Source organism: Acidimicrobiales bacterium, assembly GCA_035540975.1.
In the GTDB taxonomy this organism is placed as follows: Bacteria; Actinomycetota; Acidimicrobiia; order Acidimicrobiales.
The window spans coordinates 1-18,757 of sequence record DATLFN010000063.1 but is presented as its reverse complement, the minus strand read 5'-3'; the positions used below and the strand labels follow the sequence as shown (position 1 = coordinate 18,757).

The 18,757-nt window shown below is 72.4% G+C and carries 22 protein-coding genes; 14 read left to right on the top strand and 8 right to left on the bottom strand.

Annotated features, from left to right (window positions below; all coding sequences use genetic code 11):
• Positions 1-3: 3 nt before the first annotated feature.
• From VM242_07720 to VM242_07695, 6 genes are all read right to left on the bottom strand, one after another.
• The gene (locus VM242_07720) at positions 4-1,368 is read right to left on the bottom strand and encodes a hypothetical protein (protein ID HVM05042.1); all 1,365 of its coding nucleotides are present in this window, start codon (positions 1,366-1,368) and stop codon (positions 4-6) included.
• Between the two features lie 10 nt (positions 1,369-1,378).
• Positions 1,379-2,494 carry a transaldolase gene (gene tal, locus VM242_07715; GenBank protein ID HVM05041.1) on the bottom strand — a complete coding sequence of 372 codons (1,116 nt, stop codon included), beginning with the start codon at positions 2,492-2,494 and terminating at the stop codon, positions 1,379-1,381.
• Positions 2,491-4,485, bottom strand: coding sequence for a transketolase (gene tkt, locus VM242_07710; protein HVM05040.1), 1,995 nt, complete (start codon positions 4,483-4,485; stop codon positions 2,491-2,493). The genes tal and tkt overlap by 4 nt, the downstream gene beginning before the upstream one ends.
• 51 nt (positions 4,486-4,536) lie before the next feature.
• Positions 4,537-5,676 carry an FIST N-terminal domain-containing protein gene (locus tag VM242_07705; protein ID HVM05039.1) on the bottom strand — a complete coding sequence of 380 codons (1,140 nt, stop codon included), beginning with the start codon at positions 5,674-5,676 and terminating at the stop codon, positions 4,537-4,539.
• A 166-nt stretch (positions 5,677-5,842) separates the two neighbouring features.
• Positions 5,843-6,232 (bottom strand): hypothetical protein, encoded by a 390-nt coding sequence (locus VM242_07700; protein HVM05038.1) that lies wholly within the window; start codon positions 6,230-6,232, stop codon positions 5,843-5,845.
• Between the two features lie 29 nt (positions 6,233-6,261).
• On the bottom strand, positions 6,262-7,008 hold the full coding sequence (locus tag VM242_07695) for a fatty acid desaturase (protein ID HVM05037.1): 747 nt from the start codon (positions 7,006-7,008) through the stop codon (positions 6,262-6,264).
• Positions 7,009-7,129: 121 nt separating this feature from the next.
• Between VM242_07695 and VM242_07690 the strand changes: the two genes are divergently transcribed.
• Positions 7,130-7,744, top strand: coding sequence for a TetR/AcrR family transcriptional regulator (locus tag VM242_07690; protein ID HVM05036.1), 615 nt, complete (start codon positions 7,130-7,132; stop codon positions 7,742-7,744).
• 211 nt (positions 7,745-7,955) lie between these two features.
• Here the strand turns inward: VM242_07690 and VM242_07685 are convergent, their stop codons facing one another.
• Complete coding sequence (locus VM242_07685; protein HVM05035.1) at positions 7,956-8,312, bottom strand: hypothetical protein; 357 nt, start codon at positions 8,310-8,312, stop codon at positions 7,956-7,958.
• A 78-nt stretch (positions 8,313-8,390) separates the two neighbouring features.
• On the opposite strand from VM242_07685, the gene VM242_07680 reads away from it, so the two are divergent.
• The 10 genes from VM242_07680 to VM242_07635 all read left to right on the top strand — a co-directional run bounded on the left by VM242_07680 (position 8,391) and on the right by VM242_07635 (position 14,771).
• Positions 8,391-8,615 (top strand): dodecin family protein, encoded by a 225-nt coding sequence (locus tag VM242_07680; protein HVM05034.1) that lies wholly within the window; start codon positions 8,391-8,393, stop codon positions 8,613-8,615.
• 15 nt (positions 8,616-8,630) lie between these two features.
• A complete protein-coding gene (dacB, locus tag VM242_07675) occupies positions 8,631-10,022 on the top strand; it encodes a D-alanyl-D-alanine carboxypeptidase/D-alanyl-D-alanine-endopeptidase (GenBank protein ID HVM05033.1) in 1,392 nt (463 codons plus the stop codon).
• Positions 10,019-10,657 carry an LON peptidase substrate-binding domain-containing protein gene (locus tag VM242_07670; GenBank protein HVM05032.1) on the top strand — a complete coding sequence of 213 codons (639 nt, stop codon included), beginning with the start codon at positions 10,019-10,021 and terminating at the stop codon, positions 10,655-10,657. Before dacB ends, VM242_07670 begins: the two co-directional genes overlap by 4 nt.
• A gap of 11 nt (positions 10,658-10,668) precedes the next feature.
• Entirely contained in the window at positions 10,669-11,028 is a 360-nt protein-coding gene (locus tag VM242_07665) for a hypothetical protein (protein HVM05031.1), read from the top strand.
• The gene (locus VM242_07660; protein ID HVM05030.1) at positions 11,028-11,243 is read left to right on the top strand and encodes a hypothetical protein; all 216 of its coding nucleotides are present in this window, start codon (positions 11,028-11,030) and stop codon (positions 11,241-11,243) included. Before VM242_07665 ends, VM242_07660 begins: the two co-directional genes overlap by 1 nt.
• Positions 11,244-11,471 (top strand): hypothetical protein, encoded by a 228-nt coding sequence (locus VM242_07655; GenBank protein ID HVM05029.1) that lies wholly within the window; start codon positions 11,244-11,246, stop codon positions 11,469-11,471.
• The gene (locus VM242_07650; protein HVM05028.1) at positions 11,468-11,668 is read left to right on the top strand and encodes a MoaD/ThiS family protein; all 201 of its coding nucleotides are present in this window, start codon (positions 11,468-11,470) and stop codon (positions 11,666-11,668) included. The genes VM242_07655 and VM242_07650 overlap by 4 nt, the downstream gene beginning before the upstream one ends.
• On the top strand, positions 11,665-12,600 hold the full coding sequence (locus VM242_07645; GenBank protein HVM05027.1) for a tRNA(Ile)-lysidine synthetase: 936 nt from the start codon (positions 11,665-11,667) through the stop codon (positions 12,598-12,600). Before VM242_07650 ends, VM242_07645 begins: the two co-directional genes overlap by 4 nt.
• Complete coding sequence (locus VM242_07640; GenBank protein HVM05026.1) at positions 12,597-13,379, top strand: tRNA (adenine-N1)-methyltransferase; 783 nt, start codon at positions 12,597-12,599, stop codon at positions 13,377-13,379. The genes VM242_07645 and VM242_07640 overlap by 4 nt, the downstream gene beginning before the upstream one ends.
• 213 nt (positions 13,380-13,592) lie before the next feature.
• On the top strand, positions 13,593-14,771 hold the full coding sequence (locus VM242_07635; GenBank protein ID HVM05025.1) for a MarP family serine protease: 1,179 nt from the start codon (positions 13,593-13,595) through the stop codon (positions 14,769-14,771).
• A 6-nt stretch (positions 14,772-14,777) separates the two neighbouring features.
• Here the strand turns inward: VM242_07635 and VM242_07630 are convergent, their stop codons facing one another.
• Positions 14,778-15,017: a ferredoxin gene (locus VM242_07630; GenBank protein ID HVM05024.1), complete on the bottom strand. Its 240-nt coding sequence runs from the start codon at positions 15,015-15,017 to the stop codon at positions 14,778-14,780.
• 133 nt (positions 15,018-15,150) lie between these two features.
• Here VM242_07630 and arc point away from each other — a divergent pair, with 133 nt between their 5' ends.
• From arc to VM242_07615, 3 genes are all read left to right on the top strand, one after another.
• Positions 15,151-16,926: a proteasome ATPase gene (gene arc / locus VM242_07625; GenBank protein HVM05023.1), complete on the top strand. Its 1,776-nt coding sequence runs from the start codon at positions 15,151-15,153 to the stop codon at positions 16,924-16,926.
• A 124-nt stretch (positions 16,927-17,050) separates the two neighbouring features.
• Positions 17,051-18,541: a depupylase/deamidase Dop gene (dop, locus tag VM242_07620; GenBank protein HVM05022.1), complete on the top strand. Its 1,491-nt coding sequence runs from the start codon at positions 17,051-17,053 to the stop codon at positions 18,539-18,541.
• Between the two features lie 16 nt (positions 18,542-18,557).
• On the top strand, positions 18,558-18,755 hold the full coding sequence (locus VM242_07615) for a ubiquitin-like protein Pup (GenBank protein ID HVM05021.1): 198 nt from the start codon (positions 18,558-18,560) through the stop codon (positions 18,753-18,755).
• Positions 18,756-18,757 lie beyond the last annotated feature (2 nt).

Sequence of the window (18,757 nt, the reverse complement as noted above, 5' to 3'; positions counted from 1 at the left end):
GACCTACCTCACCTCCTTGAGGTCGTCGACGGCGAAGCGGCGGGCCCGCCGGCCCCGTTGCTCCAGCGTCTGGAGGTCGCCGAGGGCCTGGGCGGCGATGAGGGTGTTGAAGTCGTAGGGGGCGGTGGGCACGGGCACCGAGGCGGTGGGGGTGCGGTCCACCAGCTGCACGGCGACCACCGTGTTCGGCCCGCCCTTGTGCAGCTGTCCCGTGGAGTGGAGGTACCGCGGGCCGTAGCCGGCGGTGACGGCCACCCCCAGGCCCTCGGTGAGCGCCGCGCGCAGGCGCACCAGCTCGTCGGCCCGCCCGTAGGGAAGGTAGGCCAGGACGGCCACGTAGTCGCCCGGGCGGACCTGCTCGGTCAGCCATGCGGTGACCGTCGCCGGGTCGTGCGACTCCACGTCGGGCAGGGGGAGCGAGCCCAGGATGCGCTGGGCGTTGGCCTTGGCGACGGCCACGTCCGGCTCGTCGAAGGGGTCGACGCCGACGACGTGGCCGGCCACCGCCACCGCCAGCTCCCACCGGAGGAACTCCGCCCCCAGGTCGAGGGGGTCGTCGAGCTCCAGCGCCACCAGGTAGCGGTCGTCGCCCTGCTCGACCTCGGTGGTGGGCACGGGGACGATGCCCATGCCCCGCTTGCCGGTGGACTCGGCGACCAGCTGCTCGACCCAGAGCCCGAAGTCGGCGTAGCGCTCGGGCACCACCACGGTCAGCTTGTCCCGGCCCGCCAGCGCCGCCCGGCCGATCCCGAGGCCCAGCTCGACGGCCGCCTCGCGGTCCACGGCGAGGGCGCGGTCCAGCAGCCCGGCCACGTCCACCCCGGCCAGGGCGGCGGGCACCAGGCCGAAGTACGACAGGACCGAGTAGCGGCCGCCGATGTCGGGGGGGTTGAGGAAGACGCGGTCGAACCCGCCGTCCTCGCCCATGGTGGCCAGGGGCGTGCCCGGGTCGGTGATCGCCGCGTAGCGGCGGGGGTCGGCGACCCGCTCCCGGCAGTGCGCCAGCAGCGACATGACCTCGAGGGTCGTGCCCGACTTCGAGGAGACCAGGAAGTAGGCGTCGTCGAGGTCGACCGACGCCACCGTCTCGGGGTGGGTGGTGTCGAGCACGACCAGCCGGTCGCTGCCCACGGCGGCCCGCAGCACCTCGGGGCCGAGCGACGAGCCGCCCATGCCCAGCAGGACGACATTGGACGCGTCCACCGCCGAGGCCCACGCCGACAGGTCGGCCGCCTCGGCCCGCATGCGCTCCGCCACGGTCAGCCAGCCCAGCCGGTACGGGGAGACGTTCCCCTCCGGCCACAACCCGGCGTCCCCGGCCAACAGCCGGGCCAGCAGCTCGCTCGACGTCCGCTCGTCGACGGTCATGCCGCGAGGCTCATGCCGCGTTGGCCTTGTCGGTCAAGACCTGGATGAGCGTGTCGTAGGACTTGGCGAAGGCGGCCACGCCCTCGTCCTCGAGCACGGTGGCGACCTCGTCCATGTCGACGCCGACGTCCGCCAGCCGGTCCAGCACCTTCTGCGCGCCGTCCGGGTCGGCGTCCACGGTGCGGGCCAGGGTGCCGTGGTCCACGAAGGCGTCGATGGTCGGCTCGGGGAGGGTGTTCACCGTGTCCGGGCCGATGAGGTTGTCCACGTAGAGCAGGTCCGGGTAGGCGGGGTTCTTGGTGGACGTCGACGCCCACAGCGGCCGCTGCGGGTGGGCCCCCCGGGTGGCCAGCGCCTCCCACCGGGGCCCGGAGAAGCGGGCCAGGAAACGCTGGTAGGCGACCTGGGCCTGGGCCACCGCCCCCTTCCCCCGCAGCTCCAGCGCCTCGGGCGTGCCGATCTCCTCCAGCCGGCGGTCCACCAGGGTGTCGACGCGGCTCACGAAGAACGACGCCACGCCGGCCACCGTCGACAGGTCGCCGTCGAACGCCTCCAGGCCGGAGAGATAGGCCTCCATCACCGCCTCGTACCGGTCCAGCCCGAAGATCAGGGTGACGTTGATGTTGGCGCCCTCGGACACCATGCGCCGGATCGCATCCACCCCGGGCTCGGTGGCGGGGATCTTCACCAGCAGGTTGGGACGGGCGATGCGCCCGTGCAGCCAGCGGGCCGCCTTGACCGTGGCCTCGGCGTCCGAGGCGATGGCGGGCGCCACCTCGAGCGACACGAACCCGTCGCCCCCGCCGCTCTCCTCGTAGAGCGGCGCCAGCACCGAGAGGGCGCCGGTGACGTCCTCGATCACCAGCTCCCAGTAGGCGTCGTCCACCGGGTGGGCGGCCACCAGGTCGGAGAACTTGGCGTCGTAGGCGTCACCCGACTCGAACGCCTTGGCGAAGATGGTGGGGTTGGAGGTGACGCCCCGGACGCCCATGCCCACCAGGTCGGCCAGGCGGCCGCTGGTGAGCATGGTGCGGGTGAGGTTGTCCACCCAGGCGCTCTGGCCGAACTCGTCGTGCAGGGCCCGGAGCCGGCTCGGGGAGGGCCCGGGCCGGCCCTCGGGCGTCAATCCCTGTCCTCCAGGGCGGCGAGGAGCTGCTTGGCCCGCTCGGCCACGTTCTCGGGCGTGAACCCCAGGTTGGCCAGGGCGACCTTGCCCGGCGCCGAGGCGCCGAAGCGGTCGATCGAAACCGAGTCGTCGGCCCACCGGTCCCACCCGAACGAGGTGGCCGCCTCGACGGCCAGGGTCGGGACGTCGGAGGGCAGCACGGACTCCTGATACCCCTCGTCCTGGAGCTCGAAAAGGTCCCACGACGGCATGGAGACCACCCGGGCGACGATCCCCTCCGAGCGGAGGCGCTCGGCCGCCCCGAGGCACACGTGGACCTCGCTGCCCGTCCCGATGAGGACCAGGTCGGGGTCGTCGCCACCGTGGTCGAGCACGTACGCGCCCCTGGCGACGTCGTCGGCCCGGTCGGCCGTCCCCTCCAGGATGGGCAGGTCCTGGCGGGAGAGGAGCAGGCCGGTGGGCCCGTCGTCGTTCACGGCGACCCGCCACGCGTGGGCGGTCTCGTTGGCGTCGGCCGGGCGGATCAGGCGGAGGCGGGGCATGGCGCGCATGGCGGCGATGTGCTCGACGGGCTGGTGGGTGGGACCGTCCTCGCCCAGGCCCACCGAGTCGTGGGTCCACGAGAAGACGACCTTCGCCTCGCTGATCGACGCCAGGCGGACGGCAGGGCGCATGTAGTCGCTGAAGATGAAGAAGGTGCCGCCCACCGGGAGCACGCCGCCGTGCAGGGCGGCGCCGTTCATGATCGAGCCCATGGCGTGCTCGCGGATGCCGAAGTACACGAGGCGGCCGCCCGGGTCCTCGGCCGTCTGGATGCCGTGGTCCTTGAGGAAGGTGCCGGTGTTGTCGGTGAGGTCGGCGCCGCCGGCTATGAGGCCGGGGACGGAGTCGGCGATGGCGTTCAGGCACTGGCCGCTGGCCTTGCGCGTGGCCAGCGACTCGCCGGCCTCGAACGTGGGCAGCTTGGCCTCCCAGCCCTCGAGGCCCCGCCCGTCCAGGCACGCCTCCAGCCGGTCGCGGTCGCCGCCCCAGGCGTCCAGCCTGGACTGCCACTCGGCGCGCAGCGCCTGGCCCCGCGGGATGCACTGGCGGTACATCTCGTAGACCTCGTCGGGGACGTGGAACTGCTCGTCCGGCGGGAGGCCGAGGATCTCCTTGGTGACCCGGATCTCGTCCTCGCCGAACGGGTTGCCGTGCGCTGCGGCGGTGTCGGTGTACTTGGGAGAGGGCCAGCCGATGTGGCTGCGCAGGCAGATGATCGAGGGCTTGTCCTCGACGGCCATGGCCCGGCGCAGCGCCTCCTCCAGCGCCTCGGTGTCGTTGGCGATCTCGCCGACGTCGTCCACGTGCCACCCGTAGGCCTCGAAGCGCTTCGGTACGTTGTCGCTGTACGACAGCTCGGTCGGGCCGTCGATGGAGATGTGGTTGTCGTCGTACACGTAGACGAGGCGGCCGAGGCCGAGGTGCCCGGCGAGCGACGCCGCCTCGTGGCTGACGCCCTCCTGCAGGTCGCCGTCGCTGCAGAAGACGAAGGTGTGGTGGTCGCAGACGTCGGCGCCGAACTGGGCCCGCAGGTAGCGCTCGGCGATGCCCATGCCGACGCCGTTGGCGAAGCCCTGGCCGAGGGGGCCGGTGGTGACCTCGACCCCCTTGGTGTGGTGGACCTCGGGATGGCCCGGCGTCTTCGAGTCCCACTGCCGGAACTGCTTCAGGTCGTCCATGGAGAGGTCGGGGTACCCGGTGAGGTGGAGCATCGAGTACAGCAGGACCGAGGCGTGGCCCACCGACAGCACGAAGCGGTCGCGGTCGGGCCAGTCGGGCTCGGACGGGTCGTGGCGCATGACCCGGGTCCAGAGCACGTGGGCCAGCGGGGCGAGCGCCATGGCGGTCCCCGGGTGGCCCGAGTTGGCTTTCTGCGGCATGTCCATGGCGAGGCCACGGATGACGTTGATGCCGAGCTGCTCCAGATCCTTGTCCAAGGCCTTGTCCATGCCCCAACCCTAGTGAGCGGCTCGCCCCGCAGGTAAATGGAGCAGGGGCGCCTAGGCGTCGCGGAACAGGGCGATCGAGGCGGTGAACCCGTGGACGAAGTTGCGCCCGCCGACCGGGCCGAACTCGCCGGCCGCGAAGAAGCCGGCGGCGGGCACGCCCACCCGCTCGTCCAGCACCTTGGCGTCGTGGTCGGGGGTGCCGAACAGGTGCATCCCCCGGCCGTTGCAGGTGAACACCAGGGCGGCGTCGGCCTCCCGCCCGGCCAGGAGCTGGCGCAGGTCCTCGTCGGCGGTGGCGGCGTCCCGGACGTGGAACTGGACGGTGGCGCCCACCGGCACCAGGTCGTCGACGGCGATGGCGCCGTTGGCCTGGTCGGCGCCGAGGACGTTGCGGACGAGGAAGTCGCCCCGCTCGAAGTCGAGCTTGCGCTCGTCGATGACCTGGCCGAGGTGGAGGCCGCGGTCGATGAGGTCGATCTCCTCCTCGGTCATCCCGTCGCTGGTCATCTGGACCAGGCGCTCGAGCGCCGGGCTCCCAGCCAGCTCCAGCACGTAGTTCCGCTCCGCCCGGGTGACGATGTAGGGCCGGCCGATGGGCCGGCAGCCCTGGGAGACCACCGAGTCGACCTCCACGCCCGGACCGAGGACGGCGCCGACGGCCCCCGAGGTGTGGACGGACCGGTCGAGCACGAGGCGGTTGCCCCCCGGGCCGGCGGCCGCCGAGGCGTTTCCCCCGAGCACGCGCAGGCCCGGGTGGCGGGACGCCAGGTCCTCGTAGAGGGCCTGGACGGGGAACGAGAAGGGGTCGGCCAGGAGGAGCAGGGCGGACGGCTCGAAGGGCAGGGACTCGGGCCACCCGGCGACCGTGAGCTCGTTGCCCTCCCGGCCGGCGGTCAGGCGCACGGGCTCCACCGGCCCGAAGCGGCCCGCCCACAGGCTCACCCCGGCCGAGCGCTCCACCTCCCGGGCCGTCCCGACCACCGACACGGCGGCGCACCCGATCACCGTCCCCGGTCGCAGCACGTCGGCAATGGCGGCGGCGGCGTCCTCCAGGGCGCCGGCGTGAGGCGGGGTGACGAACACCACGGCCAGGTCGGGCGCCGGCCCCAGCTGCTCGAGCACCTGGCCCACGACCTCGCCGACCGCGGTGGCGGGCACCGGGTGCTGCGAGAGGGCGGCGGCGAAGGGCACGGCTAGTGCCCTGGTCCGTGGCCGGACGTGCCGCCGCAGGCGGCCTCTGCGGCTGCGGACACCAGGAAAGGGCAGGGCGGAGGCGGAGCGAGCTCCGCTCGCCCGCCGGAGCTCCATCCGACTCGGCCGAATGGAGTGAGCGAAGCGAACGAATGAGGTCGAAGCATCAGGCGGGAGGGAGGAGGGTGAGGGGGACGACCGTCCACGGCCCCTGGCCGACCCGGCAGTGGGCCTCGATCGTGCCCAGCTCGGGGTAGGTCAGCTCCCCCCGGACCAACCGGTAGGTGAACTTGCCCGGCTCGACGGTGAACGGCGAGACGTTGCGCGCCACCTCCTCGCCGGACTCGTCGCGGAACTCGACCTCGAGGATGCCGTTGCCGGGCTCGTCCGCCCGGCACCGCACCAGGACGATCAGGTGGGGGGCCACGGTGACGGGCGGCGGGCTCGGCGCCTGGAGCGAGAACATCACGCCGGTCAGGTCGATCCTGGTGGGCCCGCCCGGCGACGCCTGGCGCAGGTTGAGGTTCTCGCAGAAGAGGGCTGAGACGATGTCCACGGCGCCAACCTACTGGCCGCCGTGGGGCGTCAGGCCGCCTCGCGCGCCGGCGCCGTCCTGATGCGGGGCGTGTGGTGACGGATCGTCGCCCACCCGCGCCGTTCGAGGGCGCCCACGACCCACCACCCGGGGTCCACCTCGCCGCGGGCGAGGGACAGGCGGGCCGACGTCGGGGCGGCGTGGTGGTTGTTGTGGAGGCCCTCGCCGGCGGTGAGCCACGCCAGCCACTGGTTGTTGCGGGCCGTGTTGTCGTGGGGTTGGCGGCCGAACCGGTGGCCCACGGCGTTCACGGCCGCGTTCACGAGCAGGTAGCTGGCCGTGTGGAACGCGGCGGCGACCGCCGCCACGGCGGGGCCGAGCACGACCACGAGCAGGGCGACCCCGAGGCCGAGGCCCACCACGGCATGGTCGAACAGCCAGCGGTCCCAGCGGTCGGGGGGCAGGTCGCGGGCGTAGCGGGCCACCTCGGGGTCCCGGGCCGCCCGCCGGTAGAGGGCGACGTTGGCGAACTGCACCATGGCGAAGCCCTCCAGGAGGGGCGAGTGGGGATCGCCCTCCACGTCGGTGAAGGCGTGGTGGCGGCGGTGCACGGCCACCCACTGCCGCGGCCGGATGCCGGTGAGCACCCAGGTGAGGGCCCGGAACGCCCAGCGCGCCCCGGGGGCGAGGGTCAGCGAGCGGTGGGACAGCGCCCGGTGCAGGTGGACGGTGGTGACCAGGGTCCCGAGCTGGCACAGGGCGAAACCGGTAGCCAGCCCGACGAGAAGGGTTCGCACGGCTCCGACGCTACCCTACCGACCGGTAGGTAGGCAGATCCGGGGGCGGAGGCGCCCACCGCCATGGCCGGCAAATCGTCGGGATCCTCGGGTGCCGGGCGCCGGTAGGGCAAGATTCGGCGTGAACGTGGCCATCCCCGAGGGTTCAACGACGCGACACGCCATCCTGGCCGAGGGTCGGAGGCTCTTCGCGTTGCACGGCTACGACGGGACCTCCCTCAACGACATCGCGGCGGCCGTCGGCATCCGCCGCCCGAGCCTCCTGCACCACTTCCAGTCGAAGGAGTCGCTCTACCGCGAGGTCTTCGAGGTCGCCCTCACGGACTGGTTCACCCGGGTGAACGAGGCGATCGTCGCCCCGACCGACGGATGGGCGCAGGTCGACCACGTCCTCACCGCCGGCTTCCGGTTCTTCGCCGAGAACCCCGACTTCGTCCGCATGGTGCGCCGGGAGGCGCTCGACGGGGGCGAGCACCTCGGGCTCGACCTCGGCGCCGCCCTCAAGCCCCTGTTCCTGCGGGCGTGCGGGTTCTTCGAGAAGCAGATGGACGCCGGCCACTTCCGCCGCCACGACCCCGAGCAGCTGCTGCTCACCGGCTACGGCGCCCTGCTCAGCTACTTCGGCGACCTGCCGTTCCTCGAGTCGCTGCTCGACCGCGACCCGCTGGAGGCGGAGGCGATGCAGGAGCGGCTCGAGCACGTGCGCACCTTCTTCCGGGCCGCCCTCCAGCCGTAGGGCCCTCCCCGCGGCTAGGGCCCTGACCGGAAACGTTTGCCGCGTTCGCTACCGCAGGGTCCGCGGCCGCCCTCGCCGCCGGAGGCGGCCTCTGGGGCTGCGGACACCGGGAAACGACAGGGCGGAGGCGGCGCGAGCTCCGCTCGCCCGCCGGAGCACGATCCAACTCGACCGAATGGAGTGAGCGAAGCGAACGAATGAGGTCGAAGATCTAGGCGGGCGGACGTGCCTGGGGGCCGGAGCCGCGGGTGTCGACGAGGGCGAGCACCTCGGCCTCCTCGGGGGTGGCCAGGGGGCCGTACTTGAGGGCGACGGTGCCCCTGGCGCCGCACGCCGGGCAGCGGAGGGCGACGACGGCGACCATGTCGGCGGGGTCGGAGGCGCCCTCGGTGCGGCGGACGCCGTCGAGGGCCACGTCCTCGGCCGGGCTGTCGGTGTGGCAGGCGAAGCAGCGGATGGTGCAACCCTCCACCGCCGCCATCTGCGCCGTGTACCCGTCGGACTCGAACCCCCGGATGACCTCGACGAGCGTGGTCCCGTCGGAGGCGTACTGCGAGGTGCCGGACATGGCCGGTCCCTACCCCGGGCCCACGGCCCCGACACGAGATGGGAGAGTGAGGGGTTCCCGATCGAGGAGGTAACCGAGATGGCCGACGACGTGACCGGTGGCGTGGTGAAGGTGATCGAGCTGGTGGGCAGCTCGGCGGAGTCGTTCGACGACGCCGTCCGCACCGCGGTGCGCGCCGCCGCCCGCACGATCCGCAACATCAGGGGAGTCGAGGTGATCTCCCACAGCGCCACGGTGGAGGGCGACGCCGTCACCAACTACAAGGCGAACTGCAAGATCGCCTTCCTGGTCGACCCCGAGTAGGTCGCAGCCCCGCCCGTGCGCCGCCGCCTCCTGCCCCTGTCGCTCGCGCTCGTCTGCGCCGGCTCGGCGGCGGCAGCGGTGGTCCTGCCGGTGCCGTCGGCCGACCGGCCCGAGGTGGCCGTGGCCGTCCCCGTGCTGTCGGCCCGGCGGGCCCCCGCCTTCCTGCACCGCGCCATCGCCGACTCGCGCCTGCGGGCCGGCCTGGACGCCGCGCTGGCCGACCCGAGGCTGGCCGGGGCGCGGGACCGCTCGTGCCTGGCCGTGCACCACGGGGAGCGGCCGGTGGTGTCCCGGCGGACCGACGTGAGCCTCATCCCGGCGTCGGGCCTCAAGCTGCTGACGGCCTTCGCCGCCCTCGACCGGCTGGGCCCCGACGAGCAGCTGGTCACCGAGGTGAGGGCGGGCGCCGCCGTCGGGCCCGACGGCGTCGTGAACGGCCCGCTGTGGGTCGTGGGCGGCGGCGACCCGCTCCTCGCCACCGCCGACTACGCGGCCACGTTCGAGAACCAGCCGCAGGTCCGGACGCCCCTGGAGGCGCTGGCCGACGCCGTCGTGGCGGCCGGCGTCAAGGTCGTCAACGGGCCCGTTGTCGGGGACGAGACCCGCTACGACACCCAGCGCTACATCCCGACCTGGAAGCCCGGCTACATCACCGACAACGAATCGGGCCCCGCCAGTGCCCTGGTGGTCAACGACGGGTTCGAGCGCTTCGCCCGGCCCCGGGTGGCCGCCGCCGAACCGGACCTCCACGCTGCCGCCACCCTGGCCGCCCTCCTCCAGGCCCGGGGAGTCACCGTGGCCGGCGGGGCGGCCGAGGGCCAGGCACCGCAAGGCGCGGTCATCGTCGCCCGCCAGGCGTCGCCGCCGATGCGCGAGGTCGTCGGACAGATGCTCCGGGAGAGCGACAACCTCACGGCCGAGCTGCTGGTGAAGGAGCTGGGCCGGCGCTTCGCCGGGGAGGGCACGACGGTGGCGGGCCTCGGCGTGGTCCGCCAGGCGCTGGAGGCGGCCGGGCTGCCCGTGTCCCAGCTCGCCGCCGTGGACGGCTCGGGGCTCGACCGCTCGGACCGGGCCAGCTGCACACTGCTCATGGCCGCCATCGAGCGGGGTGGCCCGGCGGGCGCCATCGCCGCCGGGCTGCCGGTGGCCGCCAGGGACGGGACGCTGGCCAAGCGGTTCGTCGGCAACCCGGCGGCCGGCCGGCTCCGCGCCAAGACGGGGTCGCTGGACGGCGTGGTCGGCCTCACCGGCTACGTCGACGCGCCGGACGGCGGACCCCCGCTGTCGTTCTCGCTGATGGCGAACGAGCTCCCTCGCGACGCCTTCGGGCGCGCCCTCCAGGAGCAGGTCGGGGCCGTCCTCGCCGGCTACCCCGACGCGCCCGCCGCCGACGCGCTCGCCCCGTGACCGGAGCGGGGCCGGTCGCCGTCCCTCTTCCGATGTTCCCGCTCGGCAGCGTGCTGTTCCCGCACGCCGTCCTGCCCCTCCACGTCTTCGAGCCGCGGTACCGGGCCCTGGTGAAGGACTGCATGCGCCAGGGGCTGGAGTTCGGCGTCGTCCTGATCGAGCGCGGCCACGAGGTCGGAGGGGGCGACACCCGCTTCGGGGTGGGGACGGTCGCTCACATCAAGGAGGCGGCCGAGCTCCCGGACGGGCGGTGGGCGCTGCTCGGGGTGGGCACCCGCCGCATCACGGTGCGGTCGTGGCTGCCCGACGACCCGTACCCGGTGGCGTTGGTCGAGGACCGCCCGGAGGGGGCGCTCGGTGCCCTCGCCCCGGACCACCTGCCCGTGGCCGAGGGTGCCGTGCGGCGGGCCCTGGCGCTGGCGGGGGAGCTGGACGAGGCGGCCGCCCCGGCGGACGTCCGGCTCAGCCCCGACCCCGCCGTCGCCGCCTGGCAGCTGGCGGCGGTGGCGCCTCTCGGCCCCGTCGACCACCAGCGCCTGCTGGAGATCGACGACGCCGCCGCCCGCCTCAACGTGCTCACCGCGCTGGCCAGCGACGCAGCGGCGTTGCTTGCGTACCGGTTGTCCGGGGGATAGGAACTCCGCCGATGACCGCGACGAGCGAGACGAAGCGCCCCGGGGCCAAGGGCCTGCCCACCCTGGCCTCGGAGCTGTGGCAGCTGGTCGTCACCTACGTCAAGCAGGAGACCATCGTCCCCATCAAGGGCCTGGGCCGGTTCCTCGCCACCGGCGTGGCCGGCTCCGCCGTCTTGAGCATCGGCCTGGTGATGCTGGTCCTCGCCCTGCTGCGGGCGCTCCAGACGGAGACGGGCGACACCTTCGAGGACACCTGGTCGTTCGCCCCCTACCTCATCACCCTGCTGGCGTGCGTCGTGGTGGCGGTCATGGCCGTCCGGGCCATCACCGCCCACAAGCGCCGGGCCGCACGCAAGGGCACGGTGCACTGATGGCCGTCAACACCGACGGGCCGGTCACCCGGGCCACCATCGAGGCCAAGCTGCGGGAGATCCGCGGCGAGGTCGGCACCACCACCGAGTCCGCCCGCCCCTTCGTCATGGTGGCGGGGATCGCCGCCGCCGTCGTGGTCGTCGGCATGGCCTACCTGCTGGGCAAGCGCAAGGGGAAGAAGAAGACCACCGTCGTCGAGGTCCGGCGGGTCTGAGTGGCCAAGCCGACGCGCCGGCTCCTGATGACCAAGGCGGTGACGAACGGCTTCCTCGGCGGCAGCCGGTTCTGGACCGTGGTCGGTACCCTTGGCATGGCCATGAAGGTGCTCAGGAAGCTCACCCGCGACGAGCCCGAGGTGGTGTACTGCGAGCGGCTGTCGCCGGGCGAGACCCTCCTCATCAGCTCCGACCGGCAGACGAGGGTGGTGCAGCGCCGCCGGTGAAGGTGCTGCTCCGCAACCCCCGGCGCGAGGTCGACGTGCCGGGGCCGCTCGCCGTCTCCACGCTGCTCCAGCGACTCGAGATCAACCGGGAGGCGGTGCTGGTGATCCGCTCGGACACCCTGGTCACCGGCGATGCCGTCCTGGCCGACGACGACGTGGTCGAGATCCGCCCCGTCATCTCCGGGGGCGCCCGGTGAGGTGCCGCCGCTGCAGGGAGCCGGCCGTCATCGAGGTCCGCCGCCACAACGCCGGGTTCTGCCGCGACTGCTTCGTGCACCACTGCCGCGAGCAGGTGCGCCGGGCGATCGACGAGCACCGCATGATCGCCCCCGGCGAGCGGGTCCTGGTGGCCGTGTCGGGGGGCAAGGACTCGCTCGCCCTCTGGGACGTCCTGCTCGACCTCGGCTACGAGGCCGACGGCCTCTACCTCGGCCTCGGCATCGGCGACTACAGCTCGTCATCCGGTGACCACGCCCGGGCCTTCGCCGGGCGGCGGGGCGCCAGGCTGGTGGAGATCGACCTGCCCGCCGACCTCGGGTTCGACATCCCGAACGGCTCACGGGCGGCCCGCCGCGTGCCGTGCTCGGCGTGCGGGCTCTCCAAGCGCCACCTGTTCAACTCGGCGGCGGTGGACGGCGGCTACGACGTGGTGGCCACCGGCCACAACCTCGACGACGAGGCGGCCGTCCTGTTCGGCAACGTGCTGCGGTGGAACACCGAGTACCTGGGGCGCCAGCTCCCGGTGCTCCCGGCCGGCAACGGGTTCGTCCGCAAGGTGAAGCCGCTGGTCCGGCTGGGCGAGCGGGAGACGGCGGCGTACTGCGTCCTCCGGGGCATCGACTACATCGTCGAGGAGTGCCCCATGGCGGAGGGAAACCGCCACCTGGGGTACAAGGAGGCGCTGAACGTCCTGGAGGAGCGCTCGCCCGGGACCAAGGCGGCGTTCTACGTGGAGTTCCTCGACAAGGCGTCCCACCTCTTCACGCCCGGGGCCGAGGCCGAGAAGGCCGACCTGCGGCGCTGCTCGTCGTGCGGCTCGGCGACCACCGGCGAGGTGTGCGCGTTCTGCAAGCTCCGGTCCCGGGCCACGGCCACGCCCGTGCCGTCGCCCACCGTCCGGCCCTCGTGACCGGGCCCTTCGCCGCCGGCGAGCGGGTCCTGCTCCTCGACCGCAAGGACCGCCGCTACCTGGTGACGCTGGCCGAGGGCGGCCAGTTCCACACCCACGCCGGCTGGGTCGCCCACGAGGATCTGATCGGCAGGGAGGAGGGCACCGTGGTGCGCTCCACCAGCGGAGCGTGGTACCAGGCGGTGCGCCCGACCCTGTCGGACTTCGTGCTGAAGATGCCCCGGGGCGCCCAGGTGATCTACCCGAAGGACCTGGGCCGGATCCTGATGCTGGCCGACGTCTTCCCGGGTGCCCGGGTGCTCGAGTCGGGCGTCGGCTCCGGCGCCCTGTCCATGACCCTGCTGCGGGCGGGCGCCGTCGTCACCGGCTACGAGGTGCGCGCCGACTTCGCCGGTCGCGCCCGGGCAAACGTGGGGTCGTTCCTCGGTGCCGCGGCGCTCGACCGGTTCGACGTGCACGAGCGGGACGTCTACGAGGGCATCGCCGAGAGCGGCTTCGACCGGGTGGTCCTCGACCTGCCCGAGCCGTGGCGGGTGGTGAAGCACGCCGAGTCGGCCCTCCGGCCCGGCGGCATCCTGGTGGCGTACACGCCCAGCGCCATCCAGGTCTCGCAGCTCCGCGACGCGCTGGCCGCCAGCCAGTTCGCCTTCGCCGAGACCTCGGAGGTCCTCCTCCGCACGTGGCACGTCGAGGGCCAGTCCGTGCGCCCGGACCATCGCATGGTGGGCCACACGGGGTTCCTCACGTCGGCCCGCCTGGTCGGCGTCGCCGACGCCTGAACGTGCCAGCGACCAGGAACGTCTGCCGCGTTTCGCAGCGGAAGGGTCCGTGGCCGCACTCGCCGCCGGAGGCGGCCTCGACGGCTGCGGACACCGGAAAGGACAGGGCGGAGGCGGGCGAGCTCCGCTCGCCCGCCGGAGCACGATCCAACTCGACCGAATGGAGTGAGCGAAGCGAACGAATGAGGTCGAAGCACTAGCCTCGCCGCCACCGTGAACCTGTTCGACCTGATCATCGTGGTCGCGATGGTGGCGGCGGCGGCGGGCGGGTTCCGGCTCGGGTTCCTCGCCCGCGTCGTGTCGTGGGTCGGGCTGGCGGCGGGGCTCATCCTCGCCGCCCGGTTCCTGCCCACGGCGGTGCGGACGTTCGAGGGGCCCGACCCCACCAGCAGGCTGCTGGTGGCCGGCGTGGTCCTGCTCGGAGGGGCGTTCGTCGGCCAGGGCCTCGGCCTCCTGGCCGGCTCGTCGCTCCGCCGGTTCGTGCCCCTCGGCCCCATCCGGGTGCTGGACAGCGCCGTCGGGGCCGCCGTCGGCGTGCTGGGCGTCCTGGTGTCGGTGTGGATCCTGCTCCCGGCCATCGCCGACGTTCCCGGGTCCGTCTCCCGCCAGGCCCGCAACTCGGCGGTCGCCCGCTTCATCGACGGCACCCTGCCCCGCCCACCCGACACCCTCCAGGCGCTCCGGCGGGTGGTGGGCGACACCAACTTCCCCAAGGTCTTCGAGTCACTCCGGCCGGCCCCCGACACGGGCCCGCCTCCCGAGTCGACCGGCATCCCGGCACCGGTTCTCCAGCGGGTGGCGCGGTCGACCGTGAAGGTGTCGGGCGTCGCCTGCTCCCGGACCCAGGAGGGGAGCGGCTTCTCGGTGGCGCCCGACGTGGTCGTCACCAACGCCCACGTGGTGGCGGGGCAGCAGCCGGGGCGCACCGAGGTCCGCCGCCCCGACGGCCGCCGCTTCGACGCCACCGTGGTCGCCTTCGACCCCGGCCGCGACCTGGCCGTGCTCCGCGTGCCGGGGCTGGACCAGGCCGCCCTCGGGGTGGGGGAGGGCGCCGTCGGCGACACCGGTGCCGTGTTCGGCCATCCCAACGGCCAGGACCAGCTACGCATCGCCCCCGCTGCGGTCCGCCAGCGGGTGCAGGCGGTCGGGCGCGACCTCTACGACACCCGGTCCACGCGGCGCGACGTGTTCATCCTGGCGGCGGCCCTCCAGCCGGGGGACTCCGGCGCGGCGCTGGTCAACAGCACGGGCGACGTCATCGGCGTCGCCTTCGCCATCGCCCCCGACAAGAGCGGTACCGCCTACGCGGTGACGTCCGACGAGCTCCGCAGCGTCCTCGGGGCCGTGCGGGGCGGCACGGTGTCCGCCGGGCCCTGCCTCACCTCGGGGTGAGGCGGGTCACTCGGTCTCGATGAAGATGCACTCCCCGGGGCACTCCTCGGCCGACTCCACGACGTCGTCCTCCATCCCCGCCGGCACCGCCGCCATGTTCTCCGCCCCGCCCGGGTTGAAGACCTTGCTCCCCTCCTTGACGTAGGCAAGGCCGTCGTCGAGGAGGGTGAACACCGCCGGCGCGATCTCCTCGCACAGGCCGTCGCCCGTGCACAGGTCCTGGTCGATCCACACCTTCATTCCCATGATCCAGCCCTCCCTGGGCCAACGCCGTGCGGCTCGTAGCAGAGCATACCGAGTTTCCCCGGGATCGGCGGTGAAAAAGCGGTGCATCCCTCGGTGGAATTTCCGGGGACGTGTATGGTCGCCAGGAGAGGAGGTGGTTCCCACGGACTCGGAAGAGCAGGGCACGTTCCGCAGCGGCGGGGACGATCCGGCCGAGCTGGCCGAGCAGGTCCGGATCCTGGAGGAGGAGGTCGTCACCCTCCGTCGCCGTCTCCAGGACGCCCCCAAGCGCGTCCGGACGTTGGAGGAGAAGCTCCTGGAGACGAAGGGCCAGCTGGCCCAGGCCGTCTCCCAGAACGAGAAGCTCACCTACACCCTGCGCGAGGCGCGTGAGCACATCGCCGCCCTGCGCGAGGAGGTCGACAAGCTGACCCAGCCGCCGTCGGCCTACGGCACCTACCTGGGCACCAACGACGACGGCACGGTGGACGTCTTCTCGGGCGGCCGGAAGATGCGCGTCGCCCTCCACCCCGAGATCGAGGGCACCGATCTGCGCAAGGGCCAGGAGGTCGTGCTCAACGAGTCGCTGAACGTGGTCCTCGCCCGCAGCCAGGAGATCGCCGGCGAGGTCGTCACCCTGAAGGAGCTGATGGACGACGGCCGCCGTGCCCTCGTCATCGGCCGGGCCGACGAGGAGCGCGTCGTCGAGCTGTCGGAGGCGCTGGCCGGCACCACGCTGCGGGCGGGGGACACCGTCCTCATGGACACCCGCACGGCCATGCTGCTGGAGCGCCTGCCGCGGCCCGAGGTGGAGGAGCTCATCCTCGAGGAGGTGCCCGACATCTCCTACGAGGACGTGGGCGGCCTGGACGAGCAGATCGAGGCCATCACCGACGCCGTCGAGCTGCCGTTCGTCCATCGCGATCTGTTCGTGGAGCACAAGCTCCCGGCGCCCAAGGGGATCCTGCTGTACGGGCCGCCCGGGTGCGGCAAGACCCTCATCGCCAAGGCGGTGGCCAACTCGCTGGCCAAGAAGGTCAGCGAGGTCACCGGCGACAAGAACGCCAAGAGCTACTTCCTCAACATCAAGGGCCCCGAGCTGCTCAACAAGTACGTGGGCGAGACCGAGCGCCAGATCCGCCTGGTGTTCCAGCGGGCCCGGGAGAAGTCCGAGGAGGGCATGCCCGTCATCGTCTTCTTCGACGAGATGGACTCCCTCTTCCGCACCCGCGGCACCGGGATCTCGTCCGACATGGAGTCGACGATCGTCCCCCAGCTGCTGGCCGAGATCGACGGCGTCGAGACGCTCAAGAACGTCATCGTCATCGGGGCGTCCAACCGCGAGGACCTGATCGACCCCGCCATCCTGCGCCCCGGCCGCCTGGACGTGAAGATCAAGATCGAGCGCCCGGACGAGAAGGCGGCCTCGCAGATCTTCTCCCGCTACCTGACGTCCGACCTCCCGCTCGACGCCAAGGAGGTCGACTCCCTGGGCGGGGGCGATCCCGAGAAGGCCGTGCGCGTCATGATCGAGCGCACCGTGGACGAGATGTACCGGCAGGTCGACGAGAACCGGTTCATCGAGGTCACCTACCAGAACGGCGACAAGGAGGTCATGTTCTTCAAGGACTTCTCGTCCGGGGCCATGATCGAGAACATCGTCCGGCGGGCCAAGAAGCTCGCCATCAAGCGCCAGATCGCCGGCGAGGGGCGGGGCATCCGCCAGGCCGACCTGTCGGCGTCGATCCGCCAGGAGTTCAAGGAGCACGAGGACCTCCCCAACTCCACCAACCCCGACGACTGGGCGAAGATCTCCGGCAAGAAGGGCGAGCGCATCGTCTTCCTCCGGGTGCTCATGTCCGAGGGCAAGGGGGAGGAACCGACCGGCGGCCGCGCCATCGAACGGGTGGGGACCGGCCAGTACCTCTGATCGCCGTCGCAACCGGAGGTTGCTCGGCGAGCTCGATGGTCGAGGACTGCCTCGCGCTTTCTGCGCCGCTCGTGGGGGCGGTTGTCGGCGCGGGTTGCCGGCCGGGGGGTTGTAGGGTCGATTCGTGGCCATCGCCAAGGTGTGTGGCATCGAGACGGAGTACGGGATCGTGCACCGGGGGCTGGGCGAGTCGAACCCCATCGCGGCCTCGTCGGTGCTGATCAACGCCTACGTCAGCGAGCTGTCACGCAAGGTCGGGTGGGACTTCGAGGACGAGTCGCCCGGAAACGACGCCCGCGGCTTCGCCCGTGACGGCACGACCGCCCCCGAGGTGGAGACGCACCTGGTCAACGCCGTCCTCACCAACGGCGCCCGGTACTACGTCGACCATGCCCACCCCGAGTTCTCGACGCCCGAGTGCGCCACCGCCCTGGAGGCGGTCCGCTACGACAAGGCGGGGGAGCGGATCCTGATCCGGTCGATGGACGCGGCCGCCCGCCTCCTGCCGCCCGGCCAGTCGATCTCCGTCTACAAGAACAACTCCGACCGCAAGGGCAACTCCTACGGGACGCACGAGAACTACCTGGTGGACCGCCAGGCGCCGTTCGGCCGGATCGTGCAGCACGTCATGCCCCACTTCGTCACCCGCCAGCTGTACTGCGGGGCGGGCAAGGTGGGCAGCGAGGCGGCGTCCACGGGCGGCGTCGACGTGCCCTTCCAGCTCACCCAGCGGGCGGACTTCTTCGAGGAGGAGGTCGGCCTGGAGACCACCCTCAAGCGGCCGATCGTCAACACACGCGACGAGCCCCACGCCGACGCCTCCAAGTACCGGCGCCTGCACGTGATCGTGGGCGACGCCAACCTGTCCGAGGTCGCCAACCTGCTCAAGCTGGGGACGACGTCGATCGTGCTCGCCATGATCGAGGACGACTGGTTCGGCGACCGCGACTTCACCCTGGCCACACCGGTGCGGTCGCTGCGGCGCATCTCCTACGACCTGGGCCTGGCCGACCTGGTCGAGCTGGCCGACGGCCGCCGGATGACCGCCCTCGAGATCCAGTGGGAGTACTTCGACCTCGCCCGCAAGTACGCCGAGGACCGGGGCCTCGACGTGCTCGGCGCCGAGGTGGGAGCCGAGGTCCTCCGCCGCTGGGAGGCGGTGCTGACGGGACTCGAGAGCGACCCCATGGAGCTGGCCGACCAGCTCGACTGGGTGGCCAAGTACCGGCTGGTGAGCGGGTACCGCGAGCGTCACGGCCTGTCGTGGTCGGACCACAAGCTGGCGGCCATGGACCTCCAGTACCACTCGCTGGAGCCGGGGCGGTCGTTGTTCAACCGGGTGGGCATGGAGCGGCTCGTCCCCGACGCCGACATCGAGGAGGCGATCACCGAGCCGCCGCGCGACACCAGGGCGTACTTCCGGGGCAAGTGCCTCCAGCGGTGGGGATCCTCCATCGCGGCGGCGAACTGGGATTCACTGGTCTTCGACCTGGGCAGCGACCCGCTGCGGCGGGTCCCGATGATGGAGCCGCTCAGGGGAACCGCAGGAATGGTCGATACGTTGTTGGAGGGATGTTCCAGCCCAGCCGAGCTGCTGGAGCGGTTGGGCTCCTAGGAGGCAGTCGAACGTCATGGCAGAGCGAGAGCAGAAGAAGAAGTCGACGTCGAGCCGGCAGGCCGAGGAGGTCGACGAGACCGCGCCCGCCGATACCACCCAGGGCGACAAGATCAAGGCCGAGCTCGACGAGCTCCTCGACGAGATCGACGAGGTGCTCGAGGAGAATGCAGAGGACTTTGTACGTTCGTACGTACAGAAGGGCGGCCAGTAGTT